This window comes from Achromobacter deleyi, assembly GCF_013116765.2.
Lineage (GTDB): Bacteria > Pseudomonadota > Gammaproteobacteria > Burkholderiales > Burkholderiaceae_B > Achromobacter > Achromobacter deleyi_A.
The window spans coordinates 6,137,364-6,163,268 of sequence record NZ_CP074375.1 but is presented as its reverse complement, the minus strand read 5'-3'; the positions used below and the strand labels follow the sequence as shown (position 1 = coordinate 6,163,268).

The window sequence follows — 25,905 nt, the reverse complement described above, 5'->3', positions numbered from 1 at the left end:
CGAGTCTCCTGATAACTATTGAAGGCCATTATTCCGTCCTTCCACTGACTACAGGCGCGATTATCGCGCCCCCTTCACTGCTCGTCTATCATAGGCGTAACAGGGGCCCTTCCCGGCCAGCCGGGACCGCTCTTTTCAAACATTAACAATTCCTGATCCCGATTCTCATGTCCACGTCCACCCCCACCTTGAGCCACCTGGATGAAGCCGGCCAGGTCCGCATGGTCGACGTCATCGCCAAGACGGACACCGAACGCGTGGCGATCGCCACCGCCAGCGTGCGCATGAACGCCGTGGCCTATGGCCTCCTGACCCAGCCGGGCCAGGGCAAAGGCGAGGTCCTCAACACAGCCCGCGTGGCCGCCATCCTGGCCGCCAAGCGCTGCGCCGACCTTATCCCGCTGTGCCACAGCCTGCCGCTGGCCTTCGTCGGCGTTGAATTCTCCCTGGACGACGCCGAGCATCGCATCGATGTGCTGGCCACCTGCCGCACCAGCTACAAGACCGGTGTGGAAATGGAGGCCATGATGGCGTGCAGCGTCGCCGCGCTGACCATCTACGATATGTGCAAGGCGGCCGACAAGGGCATCGTGATCGAACAAGTTCGCCTTAAGTACAAGGCGGGAGGCAAAAGCGGTGAATGGCGCAACGATTAATCTCCTCTATTTCGCGCGCGTGGCCGAACTGGTCGGCAAGCGCGCCGAGGCCTGGCCTGTAGAAGGCGAATCCACCGGCGCTCAGTTGCTGGCGGCATTGGGCGAACGCTACCCGCAGCTTGAACCGGCTGCGCGCCTGAAACTGGCCATCAACCAGACCCACTCCAAGCCGTCGGCGCCGATCCGCGCGGGCGACGAGGTCGCCGTGTTCGAACCCGTCACCGGAGGTTGAACGCCATGATCAGCGTCCAGGAAGCCGACTTCGACGGCGCCGCGCTCACGGCCGCGCTGCGGGAACGCGCCGGTCCGGGCGTGGGCGGCATCGTCACCTTCGTGGGCTATGTGCGCGACTACGCGCCCGACTCGCCCACCGAAACGCTTTATCTCGAACACTACCCGGGCATGTGCGAACGCGAGCTTGAAGAAATCGCCGCCACCGCCCGCGCGCGCTGGAACCTGGACGGCACGGTCATCGTGCACCGGGTGGGCGCGCTCTCGCGCAATGCGCAGATCGTCTTCGTGGCGGCGGCCAGCGCCCATCGCGGCGACGCCTTCCGCGGCTGCGAATACATCATCGACGCGCTCAAGACCCGCGCGCCCTTCTGGAAGCGCGAGACCCTTGCGGGCGGCAGCAGCTTCTGGGTGGAACAGCGCCAATCCGACCAGGACCGCACCGAGTCCTGGGATGAAGACACCGCCAACAAGAAGGAGAACCCATGAGCGAAGCAAACCAGGTCTCGCTGGCCTGCGCCGTGCTGACGGTCAGCGACACCCGCAGCGCCGGCGACGACACCTCCGGCAACCTGCTGGCGCACAGCCTGGCGCATGCGGGCCACCAATGCGTACGCCGCGACATCGTCCGCGACGACATCTATCAGATCCGCCGCGTCATCAGCAACTGGATCGCCGACCCCGAAGTGCAGATCATCCTGACGACGGGCGGCACCGGCTTCTCGCATCGCGACCACACGCCGGAAGCCATCATGCCGCTGCTGGACCGCGAGATCCCGGGCTTTGGCGAGCTCTTCCGCCAGATCTCCTACACCGAGATCGGCAGCTCCACCGTCCAGTCGCGCGCATTCGCCGGCTCGGCCAACCAGACCCTGATCTTCTGCCTGCCCGGTTCCAACAACGCCTGCGAAACCGCCTGGGCGCAAATCCTCCGTGAACAGCTCGACAGCAGCCACGGCCCGTGCAATTTCGCCGCACAGTTCAAGAAACGCGAAGAAGAAAACTGACCCATGCTGGATTTCGATCAAGCCCAGACCTTGCTGGCCAATGCCGCCAGTCCGCTGCAACGCACGGAACAAGCCAGCCTGTCGGAAGTCGCCGGCCGCGTCCTGGCCGGCAGCCTCGAAGCCACGGTCGACATTCCCCCGGCCGACAACAGCGCCATGGACGGCTACGCCTTGCGCCTGGCCGACTGGAGCGCCGATGCCCGCCTGCCGATCCAGCAGCGCTGCTACGCCGGCGACGTGCCGGAGCCGCTCAAGCCCGGTCACGCCATCCGGCTGTTCACGGGCAGCGTGATTCCCGCCGGCGCGGACGTGGTGGTCATGCAGGAAGACACCGTCGAAGCCGACAACCAGGTCCAGATATCCCGCGAACCCAGGCCCGGCCAGCACATCCGCCGCCGCGGCGAGGACACGATGGCCGGCGCCCCGCTGCTGCCGGCCGGCACCTTGCTGCAAGCCGCGCACGTGGCCCTGCTCGCCTCGCAGGGGCTGGCCACCGTGCCGGTATACGGCCAGTTGCGCGTCGGCATCCTGACCACCGGCGACGAACTCGTCCTGCCGGGCCAGCCGCGCGCGACCGAACAGATCTACAACTCCAACGGGCCGATGCTGGCCGCGATGGTGCGCGGGATGGGCGCCCTGCCCGTCCACGTGCTGCACGCCCGCGATACCGAGGCCGACCTGCTGGCCGCCTTCAAGACGCTGCTGGCCGATTGCGATCTGGTGCTGAGCGTGGGCGGCGTCTCGGTGGGCGAGCGCGACCTGGTCAAGCCGGCGCTGGCCGCCCTGGGCGGCGAACTGTCGCTGTGGAAAGTGCGCATGAAACCGGGCAAGCCGGTGGCGCTGGCGCAGATCGACGGCAAACCCGTGGTCAGCCTGCCCGGCAATCCGGTGTCGGCCTATGCGGTTTACGCCATGCTGGTGACCCCGCTGATACGCCGCATGCAGGGCCGCGAAGAGATCTTCCCGCCGGTCAGCCAGCTGCCGCTGCGCACCGAGCATCCGCGCCAGGACGGCCGCGAGGAGTTCCTGCGCGTCCAGCGCCGCGTGTCCGATGACGGCAGCGGCGAACTGGTGCCCTACGGCCATCAGGGCTCGGGCGTGATCAGTTCATTGCCCTGGTGCACCGGCCTGGCCCGCCTTCCGGCGGACGTGCTGGTCCAGGACAAGGACCGGGTCGCCTACTACGACCTGCGTCACTGGCTGGCGTAGCGCTCGGCCAGCGCCAGCTCCTCGGGCGTATTGACGTTCATGAAGGCATGAGGCGGCGCGTCGTCGAAGCGGGCTTCGACGGCGCCGGCCCTGGCCTGCCACAACCCCACCTTGCGGTCACCGCCTTGCAGGTACGCCAGCAAGCCGGGCAGCAGCGACGTGCGCAGCGCCATGCAGGCGGAATGCCGCTGTCCGCCCGCCGCCGCATAGGCCATTGGCGCCTGCGCCGCCCGCGCCGCGCCGATCAGGCGCGCGGCCATGTCCGCAGGCAGGAATGGCGTGTCGCAGGGCGCAACCACCAGCCATTCTTCCGTGGACGCGGCGGCCAGCGCGGCCGCGATGCCCAGCAGCGGCCCTTGCCAGGCGCCCAGCTGCGGCTCGCCATCCGGCACGACCTCGCCATATTGCGCATAGCGGTCCGCGTGGCGATTGGCGCTGATGATCAGCCGCGCCACCTGCGGCGCAAGGCGCCGCGCGACGTGCGCCACCATCGGTTCGCCGCGAAGCGCGACCAGTCCCTTGTCCTGCAGGTTCATGCGGGAGCCCTGCCCGCCGGCCAGGATCAGGCCAGCGACGCCGCTGCGGGATGATTCAGCCACCGATATAGCTCATCTCGATCTTGCGCGACGGGTCCGCCATGTTGCGGCCACGCAGTTCCGAATAGTTGTCGTTGCGCGCCGACCAGATGCCCGACAGGATGCGGGCCATTTCGAGATCGGTGGCGCCGTCGCGCAGCGGCGCGCGCAGGTCGTGCCCTTCGTGCGCGAACAGGCACATGAAGAGCTTGCCTTCCGGCGACAGCCGCGCCCGCGTACAGCCGCCGCAGAACGCGTGCGTGACGCTGGAGATGACGCCGATCTCGCCGCCGCCGTCCAGGTAGCGCCAGCTCTCGGCCACCCGCCCCATCTCGCCCGAGACCACGGGCTCCAGCGGGTAGACCGCGCCGATGCGGTCCAGCACTTCCTGGCTGGGCACCACTTCGGCGAGGTTCCAGCCGTTGCTGTTGCCGACGTCCATGTATTCGATGAAGCGCAGGATGTGGCCGCTGTTGCGAAAGCGTTCCGCCATGGGCAGGATCTGCCCGTCGTTCAGGCCGCGCCGCACCACCATGTTGACCTTCACGGGCGCCAGGCCCGCTTCGGCGGCGGCGTCGATGCCGCGCAGCACGTCGTCCGGCGTGAAGCCGCTGTCGCTCATGCCCTGGAACATGGCGGCATCCAGCGCGTCCAGGCTGACGGTGACGCGCGTGAGCCCGGCGCTTTTCAGCGCGGCGGCCTTGCGCGCCAGCACGCTGCCATTGGTGGTCAGGGTGAGATCCAGCGGGCGGCCTTGCGGCGTGCGCAGTTCGGCCAGCATGCCCACCAGGTTTTCTATGTGCTTGCGCAGCAGCGGCTCGCCGCCAGTCAGGCGGATCTTTTCCACGCCCAGCTGCGTGAAGATGCCGGCCAGCCGGCTGATCTCTTCGAAGGACAGCAGGGCCGAATGCGGCATGAAGGTGTAGCTGGCGTCGAAAACTTCGCGCGGCATGCAATAGGTGCAGCGGAAATTGCAGCGGTCCGTGACCGAAATGCGCAGGTCGCGCAAAGGCCGCGCGCGCCGGTCCAGCGCGGGCTGCCCCGGCGGCGGCAGTTCGCCAGGCGCGACGGAGGCCGGCGCGTCGGTACGGCGATCGGCAAGGAAAATCACTTTGCTCATGGAGACATCATATCCCGGCGGATCGCGCCGCGCGCTCATGGGAATGCCTCTTCCAGCGACTGCAGCCGCCCGGTGTCCTGGGCATCGTAGCCGACCAGTTGCCCCACGTAGCCCACATAGTCCGGGCTGCGCATGATGGACAGCAGGTCGCGCATGGCCGTGGTTTCCAGCGCGGACTTGCGGATGGCGAAGAAATAACGCTCCCGCACCAGCGGAATGAAGTCCAGCCCGAAGCGGCAGGCCGCCGTCTCCACGCCCACGCCGGTGTCCGCCATGCCGCTGGCGATGTGCGCGGCGATGGCCATGTGGGTGAACTCATTGGTTTCGTAGCCCTGGACTTCGCCGATCGACACGCCGGCGCGCTGCAGCATCAGGCCCACCAGGTAGCGGGTGCTGGAGCCGATCTGGCGGTTGACGAAGCGCACGTCGCTGCGCGCCAGGTCCGCCATGCCCCGGATCTGCTTGGGATTGCCGGCGGTGACGAACAGGCCGGTATTGCGCACCGCCAGGTGGATCAGCATGTATTCGTCCGCGTGCAGCCACTGCGCGTAGCGTTCCATGATGGGCGCTTCGAAATCCCCCAGCGGCACCTGGAAGCCCGCCAGATCGCACTCGTGGCGCTCCAGCGAGGCCAGCGCCTCGATCGCCGTGCGGTAGCGCAGTTCCAGCCCGGGCTTGCGGTTGCCCATGTGCTGCATCAGCGATTCCACCGCGAACCCGTGGCTGGCGTGCAGCCGCAAATGCGGGCCGGTTTCCGGCAGCAGGCGTTCCAGTTCTTCCTGAAGCTCCGAGGCCATGCTGTCCAGCGTGGGCATCAGCCGCGCCTCGATGCGGCGGTTGGCCCACAGCAGGCGCTGCGCGAAAGGCGACAACTGCGTGCCCTGGCGGCGGTTGGTGATGAGCAGCTGCGTGCCGAAGATGGACTCGAAACGGCGCAGCACGCCCCATCCGTGCCGGTACGACAAGCCGCAGGCGCGACAGGCGCCCGAAATATTGCCCGTGGCGTCGATGGCCGCCAACAGCGCAAGCATATCCTGCAAGGGCACGGGCGCCGCGTCGTCGTCTCCGCCCAATGTCCACTGCGGCCTCAGGCCGATACGGAACTTATATGTCATTTATTTCTTATTGAAGGCGATCAAGTACCCCGTTAGAGTACACAAATAATGCGGCGGACGGGCGTTTTATATGTTTTTTTAAACATATTAAAGCACCTCAAATCCAGCCCGGCACAACAGCCCCTTGACGGGGTCACGCAACACAGGAGGAGACCGACGTGCATCAGCGCGAGGCAAAGTCCGATCTGGCATCCAGCGGCGGGGCCCGGGGCGGCCAACTGGCCCTGGACGCCGCCCAGGCATCCCACACTCCGGCCATCGCGGCCACCGCCCACATCCTTGCCCGGCTCAAGGACCAGCCTGGCCCGCTCCTTCCGGTGCTGCATGCGGTCCAGCATGAACTGGGCTGTATTCCGGCCGAGGCGGTGCAAACCATCGCCGAGGCCCTGAACCTCTCCCGAGCCGAAGTCCACGGCGTCATCACCTTCTACCCCCACTTCCGCAGCGAGCCGGCCGCGCGCCACACGCTGGAAGTCTGCCGCGCCGAAGCCTGCCAGGCCATGGGCGGCGAACACCTGGCCGCCCACGCGCGCACCGCGCTGGGCTGTGATTTCCACGCCAGCACGAAGGACGGCAATTTCTCGCTGGAGCCGGTGTATTGCCTGGGCCTGTGCGCCCAGTCTCCGGCGGTGATGATCGACGGCCAGCCTCACGCCCGCGTCACCCCCGACAAGCTGGACCGCCTGCTGACCCGCACGCTGGAGACCACCCCATGAGCGCCCCCGTCGTCATCTATGTGCCGCGCGACGCCGCGGCGCTGGCCATGGACGCGGACGCGGTGGCGCGCGATGTCGAACGCATCGCCGACGAGCGCGGCCTGTCCGTGCAGGTGGTGCGCAACGGCTCGCGCGGCCTGCTCTGGCTGGAGCCCCTGGTCGAGATCGCCACGCCGCAAGGCCGCATCGCCTACGGTCCCGTACAGCCCGAAGACGTGGCCGCGCTGTTCGATGCCGGCTGGCTGGCGGGCGGCGCCCACGCGCTGCGCCTGGGCCTGACCGAGGACATTCCCTACCTGAAGCACCAGGAACGCCTGACCTTCGCCCGCGTCGGCGTGATCGATCCGCTGTCCTTGCAGGACTACGCCGCGCACGGCGGTCTGCAGGGCCTCAAGCGCGCGCTGGCGATGGAACCCGGCCAGATCGTCGACGAAATGGTGGCCTCGGGCCTGCGCGGCCGCGGCGGCGCGGCCTTCCCGACCGGCATCAAATGGAAGACGGTGGCCGGCACGCCGGGCAACACAAAGTACATCGTCTGCAACGCCGACGAAGGCGACTCCGGCACCTTTGCCGACCGCCTGCTGATGGAAGGCGATCCCTACGTGCTGATCGAAGGCATGACCATCGCCGGCCTGGCCGTGGGCGCGGCCTACGGCTATATCTACGTGCGCTCCGAGTACCCGCACGCCATCGCCACGCTGGAAGCCGCCATCGCGCGGGCACGCAGTGTCGGCTGGCTGGGCGACGACGTCCACGGCAGCGGCCGGCGGTTCGACCTGGAAGTGCGCAAGGGAGCCGGCGCCTACATCTGCGGCGAGGAAACCTCCCTGCTAGAAAGCCTGGAAGGCAAGCGCGGCGTGGTCCGCGCCAAGCCGCCGCTGCCCGCCATCTCGGGCCTGTTCGGCAAGCCCACCGTGATCAACAACGTGATCTCGCTGGCCACCGTGCCCATCATCCTGGCCAAGGGCGCGGCGTACTACCGCGACTACGGCGTGGGCCGCTCGCACGGCACGCTGCCGTTCCAGCTGGCCGGCAACCTCAAGCAGGGCGGGCTGGTGGAAAAAGCGTTTGGCCTGAGCCTGCGCGACCTGCTCTACGAATTCGGCGGCGGCAGCGCCTCCGGACGTCCGCTGCGCGCGGTGCAGGTGGGCGGTCCGCTGGGCGCCTATCTGCCCGAATCGCAATGGGACGTTCCGCTGGACTACGAAGCCTATATCCAGATCTCGGCCATGATCGGCCACGGCGGGCTGGTGGCGTTCGACGACAGCGTCGACATGGCGCGCATGGCGCGTTACGCAATGGAGTTCTGCGCCATCGAATCCTGCGGCAAATGCACGCCCTGCCGCATCGGATCCACGCGCGGCATGGAAACCATAGACAAGATCGCCGCGGGCGGCCAAAGCCGCGAACAAGTCGCACAGCAGGTGCACCTGCTGCGCGACCTGTGCGACACGATGCTGGGCGGTTCGCTGTGCGCGCTGGGGGGCATGGCGCCCTACCCGGTGCTGTCCGCGCTGAACCATTTTCCGCAGGACTTTGGCATCGAGTCCTCCCATTCTGCCGCGCAAGCGGCCTGAACCCGAGACCGCCATGCTAGAAACCGTCATCAAGCGCGACCGCGACATGGGCACGCCGGCGCGCGTGTCCGAGCAGACCGTCACCCTGACCATCGACGGCCAGGAAATCACCGTGCCCGAGGGCACGTCGCTGATGCGCGCCGCCGCGGACGCCGGCATCAACATCCCCAAGCTGTGCGCGACCGACAGCCTGGAGCCCTTTGGCTCGTGCCGGCTTTGCCTGGTGCAGATCGAAGGCCGCCGCGGCTACCCCGCGTCCTGCACCACGCCCGCCGAGAACGGCATGGTCGTCTTCACGGAAACGCCCAAGCTGCATGACCTGCGGCGCGGCGTGATGGAGCTGTACATCTCCGACCATCCGCTGGACTGCCTGACCTGTCCGGCCAACGGCGACTGCGAACTGCAGGACATGGCCGGCGTGGTCGGCCTGCGCAACGTGCGCTACGGCTACGACGGCGCCAACCACCTGAAGGCCGAGAAAGACGAGTCCAACCCTTACTTCACCTTCGATGCCTCCAAGTGCATCGTCTGCAACCGCTGCGTGCGCGCCTGCGAGGAAACGCAGGGCACCTTCGCGCTGACGATCTCCGGCAAGGGCTTCGAGTCCCGCGTGTCGCCCGGGCAGGACCAGCCGTTCCTGGACAGCGAATGCGTGTCCTGCGGCGCCTGCGTGCAGGCCTGTCCGACCTCCACGCTGCAGGAAAAGACCGTCATCATGATGGGGCAGGCCGAACACTCGGTCGTGACCACCTGCGCCTACTGCGGCGTGGGCTGCGGCTTCAAGGCCGAAATGAAGGGCCAGGAAGTCGTGCGCATGGTGCCCTGGAAGGACGGCCAGGCGAACCGCGGGCACTCCTGCGTGAAGGGCCGCTTCGCCTGGGGCTACGCCACGCACAAGGAGCGCGTGCTCAAGCCCATGATCCGCAAGCACATCACCGATTCCTGGAAGGAAGTGTCCTGGGACGAGGCGATCGGCTACGCGGCATCGGAATTCCGCCGCATCCAGAACCAGTACGGCCGCGACGCGGTCGGCGGCATCACCTCTTCGCGCTGCACCAATGAAGAAACCTGGCTGGTGCAGAAGCTGGTGCGCGCCGCCTTCGGCACCAATAACGTCGATACCTGCGCGCGCGTGTGCCATTCGCCCACCGGCTATGGCCTGAAGCAGACGCTGGGCGAATCGGCCGGCACGCAGACCTTCGATTCCGTCATGCACACGGACGTGGTCATCGTGATGGGCGCCAACCCCAGCAGCGGCCATCCCGTGTTCGCCTCGCGCCTGAAGCGCCGGCTGCGCGAGGGCGCGCGGTTGATCGTCATCGACCCGCGCCGCATCGAACTCGTGAGTTCGCCACACATCAAGGCCGACTTCCACCTGCAGGTGCGGCCCGGCACCAATACGGCGCTGCTGTCGTCGCTGGCGCACGTGATCGCCACCGAAGGCCTGATCGCCGATGCGTTTGTCGCCGAACGCTGCGAGCCCAAGGCTTTCAACGAATGGCGCGACTTCGTCTCGCTGCCCGAGAATTCGCCTGAGGCCATGGAAGAAATCACCGGCGTGCCGGCGCAGGCCGTGCGCGGCGCGGCGCGCCTGTTCGCCACGGGCGGCAACGGCTCCATCTATTACGGCCTGGGCGTGACCGAGCACAGCCAGGGTTCGACCACCGTCATGGCCATCGCCAACCTGGCCATGGCCACCGGCAACATCGGCCGCGAAGGCGTGGGCGTGAACCCGCTGCGCGGACAGAACAACGTGCAGGGCTCATGCGACATGGGCTCGTTCCCGCACGAACTGCCGGGTTACCGCCACATTTCCGACAACACCGTGCGCGCGCAATTCGAGAAAGACTGGGGCGTGACGCTGCAGCCCGAACCCGGCCTGCGCATCCCCAACATGTTCGAAGCCGCGCTGGGCGGATCGTTCAAGGGCCTGTACTGCCAGGGCGAGGACATCGTCCAGTCCGACCCCAACACGCAGCACGTGGCGGCATCGCTGGCGGCCATGGAGTGCATCGTGGTGCAGGACCTGTTCCTGAACGAAACGGCCAAGTACGCGCACGTGTTCCTGCCCGGTTCGTCCTTCCTGGAAAAGGACGGCACCTTCACCAACGCCGAACGCCGCATCTCGCGGGTGCGCAAGGTGATGGAGCCCAAGAACGGCAAGTCCGACTGGGAAGTGACCGTGGCGCTGTCGAATGCGCTGGGCTATCCCATGAACTACAAGCACCCGCGCGAGATCATGGAAGAGATCGCCCGGCTGACGCCCACGTTCGCCGGCGTCAGCTACGAGAAGCTGGACAAGCTGGGCAGCCTGCAATGGCCGTGCAACGACGACGCGCCGGAAGGCACGCCCATCATGCACATCGACCAGTTCGTGCGCGGCAAGGGCAAGTTCATGATCACCAAGTACGTGCCGACGGACGAGCGCAGCACGCGCCGCTTCCCGCTGCTGCTGACGACGGGCCGCATCCTGTCGCAGTACAACGTGGGCGCGCAGACCCGGCGCACGCCCAACGTGATGTGGCATGGCGAGGACGTGCTGGAGCTGCATCCGCAGGATGCCGAGGACCGCGGCGTGGCCGAAGGCGATTGGGTGGGCATCCAGAGCCGCGCGGGCGAAACCGTGCTGCGCGCCACGCTGACCGACCGGGTGCAACCGGGCGTGGTATACACCACGTTCCACTTTCCCGAGTCCGGCGCCAACGTCGTCACCACCGACAGCTCCGACTGGGCGACCAACTGCCCCGAATACAAGGTCACGGCCGTGCAGGTCACGCGCGTGTCCCAGCCTTCGGAATGGCAGCGCCAATGGTCGCGCTTTGCGGATATCCAGCAAAAGCTCCTGCGCGAACGTTCGCGCGAGAACGAGGCGGCGCTGACCGGGAAATAACCGCCAGCACCGCCAGGGATCCCATGCCTACGCCGACACCCGCTCGCCCCGACTGCACGCAGACCCAGGTCACCCGTGTGCGGGCGGGCGCCATCGCCCCCGGCGCCGAAGCCGACCACGTGGCCGAGGAAACGCCGGTGGCGCTGGAATACAACGGCATCAGCCACGCCACCATGCTGGCCACGCCGGCGGACCTGGAAGACTTCGCCGTGGGGTTCTCGTTGTCGGAAGGCATCATCGACAGCGTCAGCGACGTGCGCGGCATCGACATCCTGCCGCAATGCGGCGGCATCGTGGTCCAGCTGGAAATCTCCACCGCCTGCGAGGTGCGCCTGAAATCCCGGCGCCGCGCCATGGCCGGCCGCACCGGCTGCGGACTGTGCGGCGTGGAAACGCTGCCGGAAGTGCTGCGTCCGGTGGCGCCGGTCACCAACGGGGCGCCTGTGCGCATCCAGGCGGTGCTGGCCGCCATGCGCGACATGCGCGCGCGTCAGGCGCTGCACGACATCACCGGCGCCACGCACGCCGCGGGCTGGGCGGGCGCGGATGGCGCCGTGGCCCTGGTCCGCGAAGACGTGGGCCGGCACAACGCGCTGGACAAGCTGGTGGGCGCGCTGGCCCGCCAGGCCGTGCACGCCGGGGACGGCATCGCGCTGGTGTCCAGCCGCGCCAGTTTCGAGATGGTGCAGAAGACGGCCGCCGCCGGCGTCGCGGTGCTGGCCGCCGTGTCGGCCCCCACCGCGCTGGCCATCCGGCTGGCCAACGACGCCAACGTGACCCTGCTGGGATTCCTGCGCGACGGCGACGCCACGCTGTACTCCCATCCCGAACGCATCACCCCCTGAACCGGACACGAGAAGCAATGGAAATCGTCAACCTGATCCGCATGGCCAACCGCATCGGCCAGTTCTTCGACGCCATGCCGGACCGGCCCGAAGCGCTGGAAGGCGTGGCCAACCATATCCACAAATTCTGGGAGCCGCGCATGCGCAATGAACTGCTGGACTTCCTGGCGCAACACCCCGACGGCGACGCCGGCGAGGAACGCCTGCATCCGCTGGTGCTGGCGGCCGTGACCCAGAATCGCCAGCGCCTGACGCCGCTCGCCCGCGTGGCGTAGCGCGGCGGCATCGCCGCAGCTTATTCAGAAAACAACAGCAAGAAATTCATAAAAGAGACGGCGGGACCGCATTTTGTGGTCTACGCACGCTATAAAGCCGCACCCCTGAGGAGACATCATGGAAAGTAGCGCCACCCTGGACCTGCCCGGCTCAAGGCCGGGCTTCTTCGACAAAGAACGCACCATCGCCGGGCCGGGCTTCTCGCGCTGGCTCGTGCCGCCGGCCGCCCTGGCCATCCACCTTTGCATCGGCATGGCCTACGGCTTCTCGGTGTTCTGGCTGCCGCTGTCCAAGATGGTGGGCGGCGCCAAGCCGCTGGCTTGTCCCGCCGACATGAGCCTGGTGGCCGAGCTGTTCACCACGAGCTGCGACTGGAAGATCTCGACCATGGGGTGGATGTACACCCTGTTCTTTGTGCTGCTGGGGTGTTCGGCCGCGCTGTGGGGCGGCTGGCTGGAACGCGCCGGCCCCCGCAAGGCGGGCGTGGTGTCGGCGGTGTGCTGGTGCGGCGGCCTGGTCATCTCGGCCATCGGCGTGTACCTGCACCAGATGTGGATGCTGTGGCTGGGATCCGGCGTCATCGGCGGCATCGGCCTGGGGCTGGGCTATATCTCGCCGGTCAGCACGCTGATCAAGTGGTTCCCGGACCGCCGCGGCATGGCGACCGGCATGGCCATCATGGGCTTCGGCGGCGGCGCGATGATCGGCGCGCCGCTGGCGGACCTGCTGATGCGCCATTTCGCCACGCCGACCTCGCCGGGCGTGTGGCAGACCTTCCTGACCATGGCGGTGGTGTACTTCATCTTCATGATGTCCGGCGCGCTGGGCTACCGCGTCCCGCCCACCGGCTGGAAGCCCGCGGGCTGGACCGCCCCCGCCAAGCATGCCAACAACGCCATGATCACCCAGGGCCACGTCCACGTGAAGCGCGTCTGGGGCGTGCCGCAGTTCTGGCTGGTGTGGCTGGTGCTGTGCCTGAACGTCACGGCGGGCATCGGCATCCTGGGCATGGCCTCGCCGCTGCTGCAGGAAGTCTTCGGCGGCGGCCTGATCAACAAGCCCGAGCTGGGCTTCGCGCAACTCGACAAGGAACAGCTGGGCGCCATCGCCGCCATTGCCGCGGGTTTCACCGGCCTGCTCAGCCTGTTCAACATCGGCGGCCGCTTCTTCTGGGCCAGCCTGTCGGACAAGCTGGGCCGCAAGCTGACCTACTTTGTCTTTCTCGCGCTGGGCTTCGTGCTGTACGCCGCCATTCCCTGGACGGCGCACATCGGCGCCCTGGCGCTGTTCGTGGCCGCGTTCTGCGTGATCCTGTCCATGTACGGCGGCGGTTTCGCCACGGTGCCTGCCTACCTGGCCGACCTGTTCGGCACCCAGATGGTGGGCGCCATCCACGGCCGCCTGCTCACGGCGTGGTCCGCGGCAGGTATTTTCGGACCGGTGCTGGTGAACTATATCCGCGAATACCAGCTCTCCATCGGCGTGCCGCGCGCGCAGGTGTACGACATCACCATGTACATCCTGGCGGGCATGCTGGTCCTGGGCTTCCTGTGCAACCTGGCGATCCGCCCGGTGAATCGCAAGTACTTCATGACCGACGAGGAGCTGGCCCAGGAAAAGGCGCTGGCGCACGAACGCGCGGTGGCCGCCGAAACCCATGGCGTCGGCACCTCGACCTTCCGCACGCCCCCGGCGCTGATCATGTTCGCCTGGGCCTGCGTGGGCATCCCGCTGGCCTGGGGCATCTGGATCACGCTGCAGAAGGCGGTCGTCCTGTTCCATTGACCCCCGCCGCCGCGGCGCCTGGCGCGCCGCGCGCCGGCCCAGGGCGCGAAGCTGCTACATTGGCAGCCCGCGCCCTTTCTTTTTTATCTCACTCCCCCATGATCCTGCCCCGTCCCCTCGTCCTTGCTGGAGCGACACGTTGACCGCCCCCGAATTGCACTGGGAAGAAAATGACGTCCCCCATTCCGCCCGCTGGCGCTCCGAAACCGGCGCGACGCCGCCCAAGCGCGTGGTGCTGGCGGACGACACGCTGAGCGCGGACACGGCCTATCGCTACGCCTGCGAAGGCGTGGGCCTGCTGTGGCGCGGAGACTTCCAGAACGCGCGCCAGCTGCTGCAAGCCCTGACGCGACGCGTCGACAAGCGCCCCCGCAAACCGGTGGACACCTTGCTGGACGCCTTCAACCAGCACCGCCAGATCCAATCGCAACGCGCCCGCATCCTGGGCATGCTGCTGATTCCGTTCGACGCCGGGCACGGCATATCGCTGCGCCGCGCGCCCGACGCCCGGCAAGCCTGCGAAGAGGCGCACGGCCCCGCCGACGAGCCCTACGTGGCATCGCTGCGCGAATTGCTGGGCCTGATCGGCGCCTTCGAATGGCGCAAGAAGGGCGTGGAGATCCCCGCCCTGAACAACCGCATCCACCCGCACTACGGTGTGTTCTCGCCGGTGCGCGGCGAGTATGTGGATCTGGTGGCGAACACCCCGATGCCGCGCGGCAGCGTGGCCTTCGATATCGGCACCGGCACCGGCGTCCTGGCCGCCGTGCTGGCGCGCCGCGGCGGCAAGCGCGTCATCGGCACCGACATGGATCCCCGCGCGCTGGCCTGCGCCCGCGAAAACCTGGAGCGGCTGGGCCTGTCCAAGCAGGTCGACATCGTGGAGACGGACCTGTTCCCCGAAGGCCGGGTGTCGCTCATCGTGTGCAACCCGCCGTGGCTGCCCGCCCGCCCCAGCTCCCCCGTCGAGCAGGCCGTCTATGACCCCGACAGCCGCATGCTGCGCGGCTTCCTCGAAGGGCTGACTGCCCACCTGACCCCCAACGGGGAAGGCTGGCTGATCCTGTCGGACCTGGCGGAACACCTGGGCCTGCGCACCCGCGAACAGCTGCTGGAAATGATCGACCACGCCGGCCTGCGCGTGCTGGAACGCCTGGACACGCGGCCCACCCATGGCCGCGCCAAGGACGCGAGCGACCCGCTTTATGCGGCGCGCTCGAAGGAAGTGACGTCCTTGTGGCGATTGGCCGCGGCCTGATCGCGGAGTGGGTTTGCTTTCCCCTGGGGCCGGTCCACGGGGGAAAGCGTCATGGCTCTGGCGCGATTCATGGAATCGGGCAGGACGCGGGAGCGTCTATCTGCATGTGGCTGCCAGTGTCATTGCTTCCTGCTGGGTGGCAGCCACTTTATTCATGAGCTCGGGAGCGTCATCGTCATCGTCATCGGCCGAGTGATAGGCGATCATGGCGTCCACGAAACTCAATTGGGCCTGTGCTGTCTTGATGCAGACGGGCGAAGCAGTTTTTCCTTCACCGGCGATCAACTCATTCAATTGAAGCGCAAGCGCCTCCAGTCCCTTCACATCGGTCTTGGCGGCGAGCGTCGACGTCTGCCTGTAGAGATCATTCAGCCTCCCGGCGAAGGCGTGGTTCGAGGAGGCTGCTGGCGGAGTCTGAAGCCCTGGCTTGGTTTCGGCGGCAGGCTTGGCCGCCGTCGAAGCCGGACACTCGACCGCCAGTTCTCTCGCCTTTTTATCGGCAACGGCAATCATTTTCATGATCTGATCAGCTTCCTCGTCATCGGCCATGTTGTAGTCGATGGTTATCTTGAGGAGTTCCAAGCGTGCTTGCGCGGTTTTTACGCAGGCAGGTGAGGCGGTTTTGCCGTCAATGGCGATCAGAGTATTGAATTGAGGCACGAGCGCCTTCAGGTTGTCCACATCGCCTTTCCCGGAGGCTTTCAGCATACGCCTGTAGAGATCGCTCATCTTCTCGGGAAAACCGGTTCCCGCATCTGATTTTTTGAGCATATCGGTGTTGATATTGTTTTGTGCGAACGCGATGCCAGACACAAAAAATGCGCAATTAAGCGCAACAACAACGGAAGCACTCTTTATGATCTTCACTTAACAACCCCGTTATCTCTATGCAATCACTGAGCGATCTCACTACATAAATCGCTATTATTTTTGAAGCGTCGCCTCACCGAGATGGAATCCGCTCCCAGCACCTGGGGGGCCGATATCCCGAGGCAGGACGAGACACGGTAAGCCTTATTGATGGAGGGCGAATTCCGGAGGTTACCGAAAATAATCCAGATCTCAACAGAGTAGAATTTCCTAATTGATGTGATGCGCAACAGCAGCAATAGCGCCACGGTCATCCATCGACTTCCCATGTCGCGCTGCCCAGCGCCGCCTCGATCAGACCGAGGCAATGCATTGCGAATCGCCCTTGGTATTGAAATACAGGGCAAGGTCAACTCGACGTCCTCCGATGCGGAGAGCATTCCACGACCTAGGGTTTCAGTCGGATGCAGACGATGGGATTCCGGAATAGAGACGGTAACCAGCAGCTACCAGAATCCCGGTTGGAATGGCGCCCCAGGGGTCCCCGTCTGGCTCATGAGCCGTTGGACAACCCGCCGCTCGAAGCACCTTGAGCCGCCCGCCCACATTCAAAGTTTTCTGATGGTTTTACGGGAGCCTTTTTCCTACCATCACTGTCATGAAACGTCATTTCCAATCTCGAAACTCCTTGTCCCGCAAGGAAAACGGCTCGTCGGCCCCGCTCCAAGTCAAATACGCAGTTCCTGGCGAGCGCACAGGGGGCCGTACCGAAAAGGGGCCCGAAAGCATGATGCGCCAAACCCTTGTACGTCCTTCTGCCCGGGCTTCGCGGACTCACTTCTTGATGTCGGCGACCTTTGCCGCCAGCGCGATTCAACTGGCGCCGCAGCAGGCCGGTGCGCAGCAGCTTGTCGCCAACGGCACGACGCAGACCACGGTTGGCAATTACGCTTCCGCCGCCCCCGGAAGCGGACTCACCGGCAGTGCACTGCTTGCGATCAACAACGGCGCGATCAACAGCGCCACGCCGCTCACGCTGAGTTCATCCGGCACGCCGTCGCCATTCCGGCTCGGGCCGTTCGCGGCCTATGCAGCAAACGGCGGGCAGATCACGATCGCAGGCGGCTCCACGGTGACTGCGATCAACACCAGCGGCTTGGTTGCCGATGGTATCGGTGCGTCGATCACCGCGACCAACATAGCGCTGACCGCAAGCAGCACGGCTCTTGGCGTCAGTGCCGGCGCTCTCGCGGACAACGGCGCCACAATCCGTCTGGACGGCGGCAGCGTGCGCTACATTGGTCCAGTCTGGGACGCCATTCGGGTCGACAACAACGGCCGTCTGGTGACCAGCAACACCTTGGTGGCCGCCGAGGGCGCCGGAGCCGTCGGCATCAATGTCCGTGCGGCAGGTGGGCCGGCAAACGTCGAAGCCGTGTTGACCAACACAACCATCTCGCAGAGTGGCAACTTCGGAACGGGCATCCTGTCCGCGTCGGGTGGGACCGTCGTCATGGACGGCGGCTCGGTCTCAACCAGCGGTGATGGTTCGCGAGGTATCTACGCTGCTCTCCCCGACCTCAGAAGTGGCATGCTCGCGCCCAATTTCACTGCCACCAACGTACGCATCGAGACCTTCGGAAACGATCGCGCGAACGGCATTTCCTCGGAGGCAGGCGCGCAGGTACTAGTCAACGGCGGCAGCGTCACCACGCATGGCGTCGATTCGCACGGTTTGTTCCTGGCATACAGCGACAACTCGACCGGGACCGCCATTCCTGCGGCGATCACCTTGAACGGCACCTCGGTGGTCACCCATGGCGCTTCGGCGCATGGCGCCTTCTTGCTGCCCGGCACCCAGCTGATCGCCAACAACAGCACGATTGCCGCCCACGGCGTCGGGGCCGCGGGTCTTGCCGCGCAGTTCAACGACGCTCCGGCCATCGCGCGACTGACCAACACTGCGGTGACGTCCGATCAGGGACCCGGCATTGTGTCGACTGGCGCGGCTCTTGATGTGACGGCCGATCGGTCCTCGATCTCCGGCAAAGCAGCATTGTTCGATGTCGGCGGCAGTGGAAGCACGCTGAACCTGCTTGCAAATGCCTCGACCCTGACCGGCGCCGGCCTCACGAACGCGGCCGGGATCTCCAATGTCGCGCTGAACGGGGCCAGTACGTGGAACGTCACCGGCGATTCGGTGGTCACCAAGCTTTCCAACAACGACAGCCTGGTAGCCTTCGCAGCGCCTGCTGGCGACCCGTCCCAGCCGGCAAGCTACAAAACGCTGACCACCCAGAACTACAGCGGCGCCAATGGCCGGATCGGCCTCAATGCCTTCCTCGGCGCCGACGGCTCGCCCTCCGACCGCCTGGTCATCAACGGTGGCACGGCTAGCGGGGCTACTTCGCTTCTCGTCACGCCGTCCGGTGGCGCTGGCGCACTGACCGTTGGCGACGGCGTCCTGGTGGTGAATGCGATCAACGGTGCGACCACGGCGCCGACCGCGTTCTCGCTCGGTAACCGCGTCGCGGCGGGCGCCTATGAGTACCAACTCTTCCACGGAGGCCGGCCGGATACCGGCGGTAATCCGGACGACCAGAACTGGTATCTGCGCAGCACCGTCGACCCGACGCCGGAGCCGCCGGTGAATCCGCCGACGCCGGGTGAGCCGGACAACGAGGTTCCGAACTACCGTCGCGAGGTTCCCGTCGACATGGCAGTGCCTGCCTTGGCGAGCCGGCTGGGCCTGGCCATGCTCGGCACTTATCACGACCGTGCCGGAGAGGATTACCTCTTGTCGGGATCGTCCGCGCACGAACGCCCGGCCGCGTGGGGTCGCGTCTTCGGCGAGGACGGGTCCGTCAGCTACGGTGGACGCAATGCCTTCGCTCGCGTTGGCAACTTCGAGCGACACGGCCCGTCCTATTCCTATGACCTGGGCGGCCTGCAGCTAGGCGTGGATCTCTATCGCAAGCTCAATGACGACGGCTCCCGCAACACTGCCGGCGTGTTCCTCGGGGCCGGGCGCATCGAAGCCGACGTCGACGCGGCCCTCGGCGGCAAGGCCGGAACCACCCGGATGAGCGGCTACTCCGTCGGCGCCTATGGAACCCGCAAGGGCTCCTCGGGCTGGTATCTCGACGCCGTCGCCCAGGGCACGCGATACGACGACATCCAGGCCCGCGCCCGCTACGGCGAGACATTGAAAACCGACGGCTACGGCTTCGCTGCTTCGCTAGAGGGCGGATACCCGATAGCGCTGTCCGGCGGCTGGGCCATCGAGCCCCAGGCCCAGCTGGTTTACCAGCACCTCTCCTTCGGCAAGAGAGAGCGCGACAGCTACGGCCTTATCGGCTTTGACGACAGCAACAGCCTCTACGGTCGTCTGGGTGGGCGGATCAGCAAGAACTGGGACACGGAAAGCGGCCGCCCGACCACGATCTGGGCCCGGGCCAATGTCTGGGACAGCTTCGGGGCCAGGTCGAAGACCACCTTCGCCGCCCTCGACGGTGCCAACCCGGTCAGTCTCAGCACCGATCTCGGCGGCAGCTGGGCCCAGGTCGGGGTCGGCGTTTCTGGCCAGATCGCCAAGAACCTCACCGCCTTCGCATCCGGTGACTACAACTTCGCGATCGACCAGGGCCGAGGCACCAGCGTATCGGGACGCGTCGGCATCAGGATGACCTGGTAACCGCGCCTCGCGCGACATGTCGCCCCTTCACTGCAGTGAGGGGTGGCATGTCGTGGCGTTACGGGCCTGGCTTGGATACAGGTCACGGATCAATACTCTCCCAGGCGCGCATGCGGGTGCGGCAATGCCGCAGCGCGCGCGTGAGGTGTTTGTTCACCATGTCAGTGGAAATCCCCAGACTCCGGGCGATTTCATTGTGGGACATGCCCTCGACCTGACGCATCAGAAAAGCGCGCCGGCAGGCTGACGGAAGTTCGTGCAAGGCCCGCTCCAGGCGCACCAATTGCTGACGGCGATACAGCAGTTCATCTTGCAGCGGCGCCTCGCACCTCACGGCGTCCGCCTCGGCGTCGAGCGGCAGCGGTTGAGCTCCGCGGCGGCTGCGATGCAGGTCGGTGCAAAGATTGAGCGCGGCACGAAACAGGAACGCCCGCGGCTGGGCGATGGCGCAGTTCGCATTGCGGTCCAGCACACGCGCATAGGCCTCCTGGGCCACGTCGGCGGCGTCGTGCGCGTCGCCGAGCTTGCGTCCAAGGAATCGCAACAGATCTTTGTAGTACTGCTCCATTCGGACATTCCCCCGCGCTGATTCCGAATAAGGTACAAATGGCGAAATCTTGCATAATTGCCGCCTGCAGACGTGCCGTGCGCCTCGGGGCATGGCACGGCGCCCGAAGTGTAACAAATCTCATTTATATTAACCACCATGGCCGTCCCTCCCACGACTCTCCCCGGCAAACAGGATGACCTCCTGACCGAGCAGGCCGTCGAATGGTGCGTGCGCATGCAAGACGAATCCTGTTCCGAACAGGATCGCGCGACATTGCAGGCGTGGCTCGACGCGGACCCGCGTCATGCCCGCGAATATGATGCCGTGCGCGATCTGTGTGTTCTCGCGCGGGACCTGCCCGCGGACTCCAGGGCTGCGTCCCTGCCCGTGCCGCCAATGCGCCGTCCTGTCGCCCGCCGGGCGCTCATCGCCTGCGCGCTGGGCTTGGCCTGCTGGGCCGCGGGCTGGTGGTTCACGCTGCTGCCTAGCGCCTACCACCGCTACGCGAGCAGCGGACAGATGACCACCGTCACGCTGACCGACGGCACCGAGGTCGACATGAACATCGACACCGCCATGGTGTATCGCAACTACCGCGATACCCGGCGCGTGCGCCTGAGCGACGGCGAAGCGTATTTCCGGGTCTCGCACGACGCCGGGCATCCCTTCGTGGTGGAGGCGGGCCGAGGCACGATCACCGTCACCGGCACCGCGTTCAATGTCTGGAAATCGGGCGATACCGTCATCGTTACCCTGCTTGAGGGCAGCGTCGACCTGCGCACCGGCGAGACCGGCAGGAAGATGAGCCTGCGACCACTGACCCAGGCGCGCTACAGCGAGCGCGGCGAGCCCCAGACCCGCACCGTCGGCGGCGCCGAGTCGGCCGCCTGGCGCAACGGCAAGCTGGTGCTCGACAACACCACGCTGCGCGACGCCATCATGCAGATCAACCGGTACCTGCCCGCCCCCGACCGCTACTCCTCGGTCGATCCCGCCATCGCCGGGCTGCGCCTGGGCGGCACCTACGATGTGCGCAACGTTGCCGAGCTGGCCCGGGCGCTGCCCGAGATTCTTCCGGTCCGCACCGTACGCCGCGCCGATGGCAGCCTGACCCTGGTAGCCAGCCCTCCGAAATGAAGCACGGGCGGGCGCCCGCCCAGTGGCGCTTTTCTGTTTCATTTGGTTTCATTTTTTGATTCCCAGGTTTGAGCTTGCATCCGTCTTAGAGATTGTTAGTGGTAATTACTCTCAATCTCTTTTCGGTTGGACAGCCTCCATGCAAGCCAGATCGACCGCGGTCTCCCGCGCACCGCTTTCTCCATCCCGGCCCCGCCGCCTGATGCTGTCACTCCTGGGCGCCTTCGCCTGGCTCAGCACATCCGTGCACGCCGCGCCGGTGGACATCGACATCCCGCCCCAGAGCCTGGCGCAGGCGCTGCATGAGCTGAGCCGGCAGGCGCATCTGCAAGTGCTGTACAGCCAGGACCTGGTGGAAGGCTTGCGCAGCCCGGGCGTACAGGGCCGCATGGAACCTGCCGAGGCGCTCGAGCGCCTGCTGGAGGGCCGCGGCATCCGCTACTCGATCCAGAACAACTCGGTCACTTTGACCCCGCAACCGCTCACGGCCACACTGCCGCCGGTGCACGTGGTGGGCACGCTGCCCGATTCCGAAACCTATGTGGCCACGGTCACGACGTCCGGCACCAAGACGGATACCCCGCTGATCGAAGTGCCGCAATCGATCTCGGTGGTCACGGCCGCGCAGATCCGCGAACAGAACCCGCAGACACTGGGCGACGCGGTGCGCTACATCCCCGGCATTGTGGTGCAGGAAGGATTCAACCGTACCGATGATCCGTTCATCATCCGCGGCTTCGATGTACGCACTAACCCGGGCGTGATGTTCCGCGATGGCCTGAAAGTGCCGCTGCCGCACTACAGCGTGATGTCCGAGCCGTTTGCGCTTGATCGTATCGAGGTGGTGAAGGGCCCCGCGTCGGTGCTGTATGGCCAGGCCTCGCCGGGGGGGATCGTCAATGTGGTCTCGAAGCGGCCGACCGACACCACGCTGCGCGAGTTGCAGCTCAGCGGCGGCTCGCACGACAACAAGCAGCTGGCCGGCGACTTCGGTGGCCGCATTGACGAAGAAGGCCGCCTCACCTATCGGCTGACGGGCCTGGTGCGCAATGCCGACACCATGATCGAACATATCCCGGACGATCGCCTCTTTCTGGCGCCGGCGCTCACCTGGCGCATCAGCCCGGACACCTCGCTGACCCTGTTGGCGAGCTACATGAAGAACAAGACGATCAATAACGCCGGCTATCCGCTGGAGGGCTCGGTCCTCCCGAATCCGAACGGCCGCATCTCGCGCGACCGCTTCACCGGCGAACCGGATTGGAGCAAATGGGACCAGGAAGTGGGCAATGTGGGATATCAGTTCGCGCATCGCTTCAACGATACCTGGCAGTTCAGGCAGAACCTGAACTATGCCCAGTCGCGCAACCGCGTGAATCATGTGTACTGGAACGCCTGGGTGCCCGGCAGCAATTTCTCCACTGCCGAGCGCGGCGCCTACCGGCGCGATGACGATGCGCACGGTGTAAGCGTCGACAACCAGTTCGAGGCCAAGTGGGAAACCGGCAGCTTCAAGCAGAACGTGCTGTTCGGGCTGGATTACACCGAGACCTCGTTCACGCGCAAGCAGTACGCCGGCGCCAACAACCTGACGCCCATCAACTTCTTCCATCCAGTGTATGGCTCCAGCGTGGTGCTGCCGGCCGATCCAAACACCTACACCAACGAGACACGCAGCCAGGTCGGCTTGTATTTGCAGGACCAGATAAAGTTTGCCGACAAACTGGTGGTGGTGCTGGGCGGCCGCTACGACAGCGCCGACGGCAAGACGCTGAACAAGCTCACCGACCGCGACACGCGTTCCAACGACAACGCGTTCACGTATCGCGCCGGCCTGCTCTATCTGGCGGACAACGGACTGGCCCCGTACATCAGCTATTCGACCTCATTCCAGCCGCAGACCGGCACCACCTCGCCCGCGCGCGGCACCACGCCGTTCGACCCGACCGAGGGCAAACAGTGGGAAGCGGGCGTGAAGTATCAACCCCAAGGCTCGAACTCGTTCATCACGGCCTCCGTGTTCGAGCTCACGCGCACGAACGTTCCCACGACCGATCTGGATAATCCCATTTACAGCGTGCAGGAAGGCGAAGTCCGTTCGCGCGGGGTGGAGCTGTCCGCCACCGCCAATCCGGTGCCGGGCTGGAACCTGATCGCCGCCTACACCTACACGGACGCGGAGGTCACCAAGAGCAATTCGAACACGCTGGGCCGAACGCCCGAAGCCGTGCCGCGCAACATGGCTTCGCTCTGGTCCGACTACACGGTCCAGTCCGGAGCGCTCGCGGGCGTGAACGTCGGCGCGGGTGTTCGCTACATCGGATCTTCCTTCAACGGCGCCAATACCGCCAAGGTCAGCGATTACACGCTGTTCGACGTGGCCCTGCGCTATGACCTCGGCGTGCGCCATCCGGCATTCAAGGGCTGGACGGCCGACCTGACCGTACGCAACCTGTTCGACAAGGACTATGTGGCCACTTGCACCTACGCCTGCTTCTTCGGCGAAAGCCGGACCGTGCTCGGCCGGGTTACGTACAAGTGGTAGAGGCTTGAGCCATCGGGCACGACGCTAAGCCCTCCCCGCCGCCACGTTGACGCTGATCGCGATGATGAACACATTGAAGAAAAAGGCGATGACCCCATGCGTCAGCGCCATGCGCCGCAGGCGGCGGTTGACGATCTGCACGTCCGAGACCTGGAACGTCATGCCCAGCACCAGCGAGAAATACGCGAAGTCCCAGTAGTCGGGTTCTTCCGTTCCCGGAAAATCCAGGCCCTTGTGCATGGCGTTACGGTGGCCGTAATAGCCATGCGCATAGTGCAGCGCGTAGATCATGTTCATGTACAGCCAGGACAGCACGATGGTCGCGGCGGCGGCCAGCATATCGACCAGGGCGCCCGCGTTGCTGCCGGCGCGCAGCTCCACCCACAAGGCCACCAGCACCATGCAGGACAGCGCCACGCTGCTCCACAGCACGCCGGTGCGCCCCACGTCCTGCTGCTTCGCATGGGCGCGCATGTCGGCCGGGCTGGTCTGGCCGAACACCCGGGCGGTCAGCACCAGGAACACGATCGCGCCGGCGTCAAAGCCCAGCAGCATGGCCAGGCTGGGTGACAGGCCCATGGCGTACAGGCCCCCGGCCACGGCCAGCAACAGGCCGGCGCACAGCATCAGGCGCCGGTGCGCATGGAAGAACGGCAAACGTTCGACGGAGGGCGAGCCGGGTCCGGCTTCGTCGTCCTTGAGCGGTGGCGGCATGGCGGGCTCCTACCTGCGGCAAGAGCCCTAACCCTAACCGATACCGAGCAAACCGACCAGCGCGCCCCCGAACAGCAGCCACAGCGGATGAATGCGCGTCGCGCTGCCCAGCAGCGCCACCGCGACGGTGATGGCGCCCAGCAGCCAGGTATGCACCGAGGCCTCGGTGATCAGCGCCGCGCTGGCCGCCACCAGCCCCACCGTCATCGGGAAGATGCCCGCCTGGATGACGCCGCGCCACGGGCGGTCCTTGAACCGTTCCCACAGCCCCAGCGCGATGACGGTGATGATCGAGGACGGCCCGAACTTTGCGATCGTCGTGGCCAGCATGCCCATCCAGCCGGCCACATGCCACCCGACCAGCGTGACCACCATCAGGTTGGGGCCCGGGGCGGCCTGGCCCAGCGCGAACAGCGCGGAGAAGTCCGCCGCCGTCATCCAGCCGTGGACATCCACGACCTGGCGCTGCATCTCGGGCAGGATGGTGTTGCCGCCGCCGAAGGCCAGCACCGACAGTTCCGAAAAGATCAGGACCAGGGCAATCAGGGTATGGATCATCGCCGTTGCCTCCAGACCATCAGGATGCTCAGCGGCGTCAGCACCGCCATGGTCGGCAGGAGCGGGATGCGCAGCACGGCGATGGCGATGAAACAGGCGGTGGCCACGACTCCGGCCAGCCAGTCGCGGCGCTTGACCACCGGCAGGCCGATCTTCACCGCCATCGAGATCAGCAGCCCCGCCGCCGCCGCGGCCAGGCCGGCGAACAGGTGCTGGATGTGCGGGTCGTTCTGGAACCGGTCATACACCATGCCCAGCATGACCACGATGATCGACGGCGCCAGGATCAGGCCCATCAGCGCCGCGAAGGCGCCGCGGGGGCCGCGGAATTTCATGCCCAGCGCCACGGACAGGTTGATGATATTGCCGCCCGGCAGGAACTGGCACAGGCCCAGCAGCTCGGTGAACTCGGCGCCGCTCAGCCAGCGGTGCTTTTCGACGACCATGCGGCGCGCCAGCGGCAAGGCGCCGCCAAACGCGGTCAGGCCCAGCATGAGGAATCCGTAGAACAACTGCCCGCAAGTGGGGGGAGGCCGGAGGCCGGCCTCTGAGGTGGAAAGCGCTGCGTTCATCTTTTTTATTGCCGGCCGGGGCCGGTAAGCAGGGGCTGGCGCCGAGCCGTGCCCAGGGTGAATAA

Annotated in this window: 23 protein-coding genes; 15 read left to right on the top strand and 8 right to left on the bottom strand. The window is 66.1% G+C overall.

Annotated features, from left to right (window positions below; translation table 11 throughout):
* The first annotated feature begins 167 nt into the window (after positions 1-167).
* The 5 genes from moaC to HLG70_RS27945 are packed head-to-tail and all read left to right on the top strand — an operon-like array spanning position 168 to position 3,103.
* Complete coding sequence (gene moaC, locus HLG70_RS27965; RefSeq protein ID WP_171667135.1) at positions 168-656, top strand: cyclic pyranopterin monophosphate synthase MoaC; 489 nt, start codon at positions 168-170, stop codon at positions 654-656.
* A complete protein-coding gene (locus HLG70_RS27960) occupies positions 637-888 on the top strand; it encodes a MoaD/ThiS family protein (protein WP_171667136.1) in 252 nt (83 codons plus the stop codon). The genes moaC and HLG70_RS27960 overlap by 20 nt, the downstream gene beginning before the upstream one ends.
* A gap of 5 nt (positions 889-893) precedes the next feature.
* Positions 894-1,376: a molybdenum cofactor biosynthesis protein MoaE gene (locus tag HLG70_RS27955; protein ID WP_171667137.1), complete on the top strand. Its 483-nt coding sequence runs from the start codon at positions 894-896 to the stop codon at positions 1,374-1,376.
* Complete coding sequence (moaB, locus tag HLG70_RS27950) at positions 1,373-1,894, top strand: molybdenum cofactor biosynthesis protein B (protein ID WP_171667138.1); 522 nt, start codon at positions 1,373-1,375, stop codon at positions 1,892-1,894. The genes HLG70_RS27955 and moaB overlap by 4 nt, the downstream gene beginning before the upstream one ends.
* A gap of 3 nt (positions 1,895-1,897) precedes the next feature.
* A complete protein-coding gene (locus HLG70_RS27945; protein ID WP_171667139.1) occupies positions 1,898-3,103 on the top strand; it encodes a molybdopterin molybdotransferase MoeA in 1,206 nt (401 codons plus the stop codon).
* Here HLG70_RS27945 and mobA read toward each other — a convergent pair.
* Genes mobA through HLG70_RS27930 form a run of 3 tightly spaced genes read right to left on the bottom strand, consistent with a single transcriptional unit; the run spans position 3,088 to position 5,913 of the window.
* Positions 3,088-3,639, bottom strand: coding sequence for a molybdenum cofactor guanylyltransferase MobA (gene mobA, locus HLG70_RS27940; RefSeq protein WP_234103460.1), 552 nt, complete (start codon positions 3,637-3,639; stop codon positions 3,088-3,090). The two genes, HLG70_RS27945 and mobA, sit on opposite strands and share 16 nt — an antisense overlap.
* Before the next feature lie 55 nt (positions 3,640-3,694).
* The gene (gene moaA / locus HLG70_RS27935; protein WP_171667140.1) at positions 3,695-4,798 is read right to left on the bottom strand and encodes a GTP 3',8-cyclase MoaA; all 1,104 of its coding nucleotides are present in this window, start codon (positions 4,796-4,798) and stop codon (positions 3,695-3,697) included.
* A gap of 35 nt (positions 4,799-4,833) precedes the next feature.
* Positions 4,834-5,913 carry a substrate-binding domain-containing protein gene (locus tag HLG70_RS27930; RefSeq protein WP_171667141.1) on the bottom strand — a complete coding sequence of 360 codons (1,080 nt, stop codon included), beginning with the start codon at positions 5,911-5,913 and terminating at the stop codon, positions 4,834-4,836.
* A 158-nt stretch (positions 5,914-6,071) separates the two neighbouring features.
* Here HLG70_RS27930 and HLG70_RS27925 point away from each other — a divergent pair, with 158 nt between their 5' ends.
* The 7 genes from HLG70_RS27925 (at position 6,072) to HLG70_RS27895 (ending at position 15,260) form a co-directional block, all read left to right on the top strand.
* Positions 6,072-6,629 (top strand): formate dehydrogenase subunit gamma, encoded by a 558-nt coding sequence (locus tag HLG70_RS27925; RefSeq protein WP_171667142.1) that lies wholly within the window; start codon positions 6,072-6,074, stop codon positions 6,627-6,629.
* The gene (locus HLG70_RS27920; protein ID WP_171667143.1) at positions 6,626-8,206 is read left to right on the top strand and encodes a formate dehydrogenase beta subunit; all 1,581 of its coding nucleotides are present in this window, start codon (positions 6,626-6,628) and stop codon (positions 8,204-8,206) included. The genes HLG70_RS27925 and HLG70_RS27920 overlap by 4 nt, the downstream gene beginning before the upstream one ends.
* Positions 8,207-8,219: 13 nt before the next feature.
* A complete protein-coding gene (fdhF, locus tag HLG70_RS27915) occupies positions 8,220-11,096 on the top strand; it encodes a formate dehydrogenase subunit alpha (protein WP_171667144.1) in 2,877 nt (958 codons plus the stop codon).
* 23 nt (positions 11,097-11,119) lie between these two features.
* Entirely contained in the window at positions 11,120-11,941 is an 822-nt protein-coding gene (gene fdhD, locus HLG70_RS27910; RefSeq protein ID WP_171667145.1) for a formate dehydrogenase accessory sulfurtransferase FdhD, read from the top strand.
* Between the two features lie 17 nt (positions 11,942-11,958).
* On the top strand, positions 11,959-12,216 hold the full coding sequence (locus HLG70_RS27905) for a formate dehydrogenase subunit delta (protein WP_171667146.1): 258 nt from the start codon (positions 11,959-11,961) through the stop codon (positions 12,214-12,216).
* Positions 12,217-12,334: 118 nt separating this feature from the next.
* Positions 12,335-14,002 carry an OFA family MFS transporter gene (locus tag HLG70_RS27900; protein WP_171667147.1) on the top strand — a complete coding sequence of 556 codons (1,668 nt, stop codon included), beginning with the start codon at positions 12,335-12,337 and terminating at the stop codon, positions 14,000-14,002.
* A gap of 139 nt (positions 14,003-14,141) precedes the next feature.
* A complete protein-coding gene (locus HLG70_RS27895) occupies positions 14,142-15,260 on the top strand; it encodes a methyltransferase (RefSeq protein WP_171667148.1) in 1,119 nt (372 codons plus the stop codon).
* Positions 15,261-15,356: 96 nt separating this feature from the next.
* Here the strand turns inward: HLG70_RS27895 and HLG70_RS27890 are convergent, their stop codons facing one another.
* Positions 15,357-16,127, bottom strand: coding sequence for a hypothetical protein (locus HLG70_RS27890; RefSeq protein WP_171667149.1), 771 nt, complete (start codon positions 16,125-16,127; stop codon positions 15,357-15,359).
* A gap of 787 nt (positions 16,128-16,914) precedes the next feature.
* Here HLG70_RS27890 and HLG70_RS27885 point away from each other — a divergent pair.
* On the top strand, positions 16,915-19,764 hold the full coding sequence (locus HLG70_RS27885; RefSeq protein ID WP_234103458.1) for an autotransporter outer membrane beta-barrel domain-containing protein: 2,850 nt from the start codon (positions 16,915-16,917) through the stop codon (positions 19,762-19,764).
* 82 nt (positions 19,765-19,846) lie between these two features.
* Here the strand turns inward: HLG70_RS27885 and HLG70_RS27880 are convergent, their stop codons facing one another.
* On the bottom strand, positions 19,847-20,332 hold the full coding sequence (locus HLG70_RS27880) for a sigma-70 family RNA polymerase sigma factor (protein WP_171667151.1): 486 nt from the start codon (positions 20,330-20,332) through the stop codon (positions 19,847-19,849).
* 138 nt (positions 20,333-20,470) lie between these two features.
* Between HLG70_RS27880 and HLG70_RS27875 the strand changes: the two genes are divergently transcribed.
* Together HLG70_RS27875 and HLG70_RS27870 are read left to right on the top strand one after the other, a co-directional pair.
* The gene (locus HLG70_RS27875) at positions 20,471-21,451 is read left to right on the top strand and encodes a FecR family protein (protein WP_171667152.1); all 981 of its coding nucleotides are present in this window, start codon (positions 20,471-20,473) and stop codon (positions 21,449-21,451) included.
* 139 nt (positions 21,452-21,590) lie between these two features.
* A complete protein-coding gene (locus tag HLG70_RS27870) occupies positions 21,591-23,996 on the top strand; it encodes a TonB-dependent siderophore receptor (protein WP_171667153.1) in 2,406 nt (801 codons plus the stop codon).
* A gap of 24 nt (positions 23,997-24,020) precedes the next feature.
* Here HLG70_RS27870 and HLG70_RS27865 read toward each other — a convergent pair whose 3' ends face one another.
* The 3 genes from HLG70_RS27865 to HLG70_RS27855 are packed head-to-tail and all read right to left on the bottom strand — an operon-like array spanning position 24,021 to position 25,840.
* A complete protein-coding gene (locus HLG70_RS27865) occupies positions 24,021-24,710 on the bottom strand; it encodes a DUF1345 domain-containing protein (protein ID WP_171667154.1) in 690 nt (229 codons plus the stop codon).
* Between the two features lie 33 nt (positions 24,711-24,743).
* Positions 24,744-25,268: a chromate transporter gene (locus HLG70_RS27860; protein ID WP_171667155.1), complete on the bottom strand. Its 525-nt coding sequence runs from the start codon at positions 25,266-25,268 to the stop codon at positions 24,744-24,746.
* On the bottom strand, positions 25,265-25,840 hold the full coding sequence (locus HLG70_RS27855; protein WP_171667156.1) for a chromate transporter: 576 nt from the start codon (positions 25,838-25,840) through the stop codon (positions 25,265-25,267). Before HLG70_RS27855 ends, HLG70_RS27860 begins: the two co-directional genes overlap by 4 nt.
* Positions 25,841-25,905 lie beyond the last annotated feature (65 nt).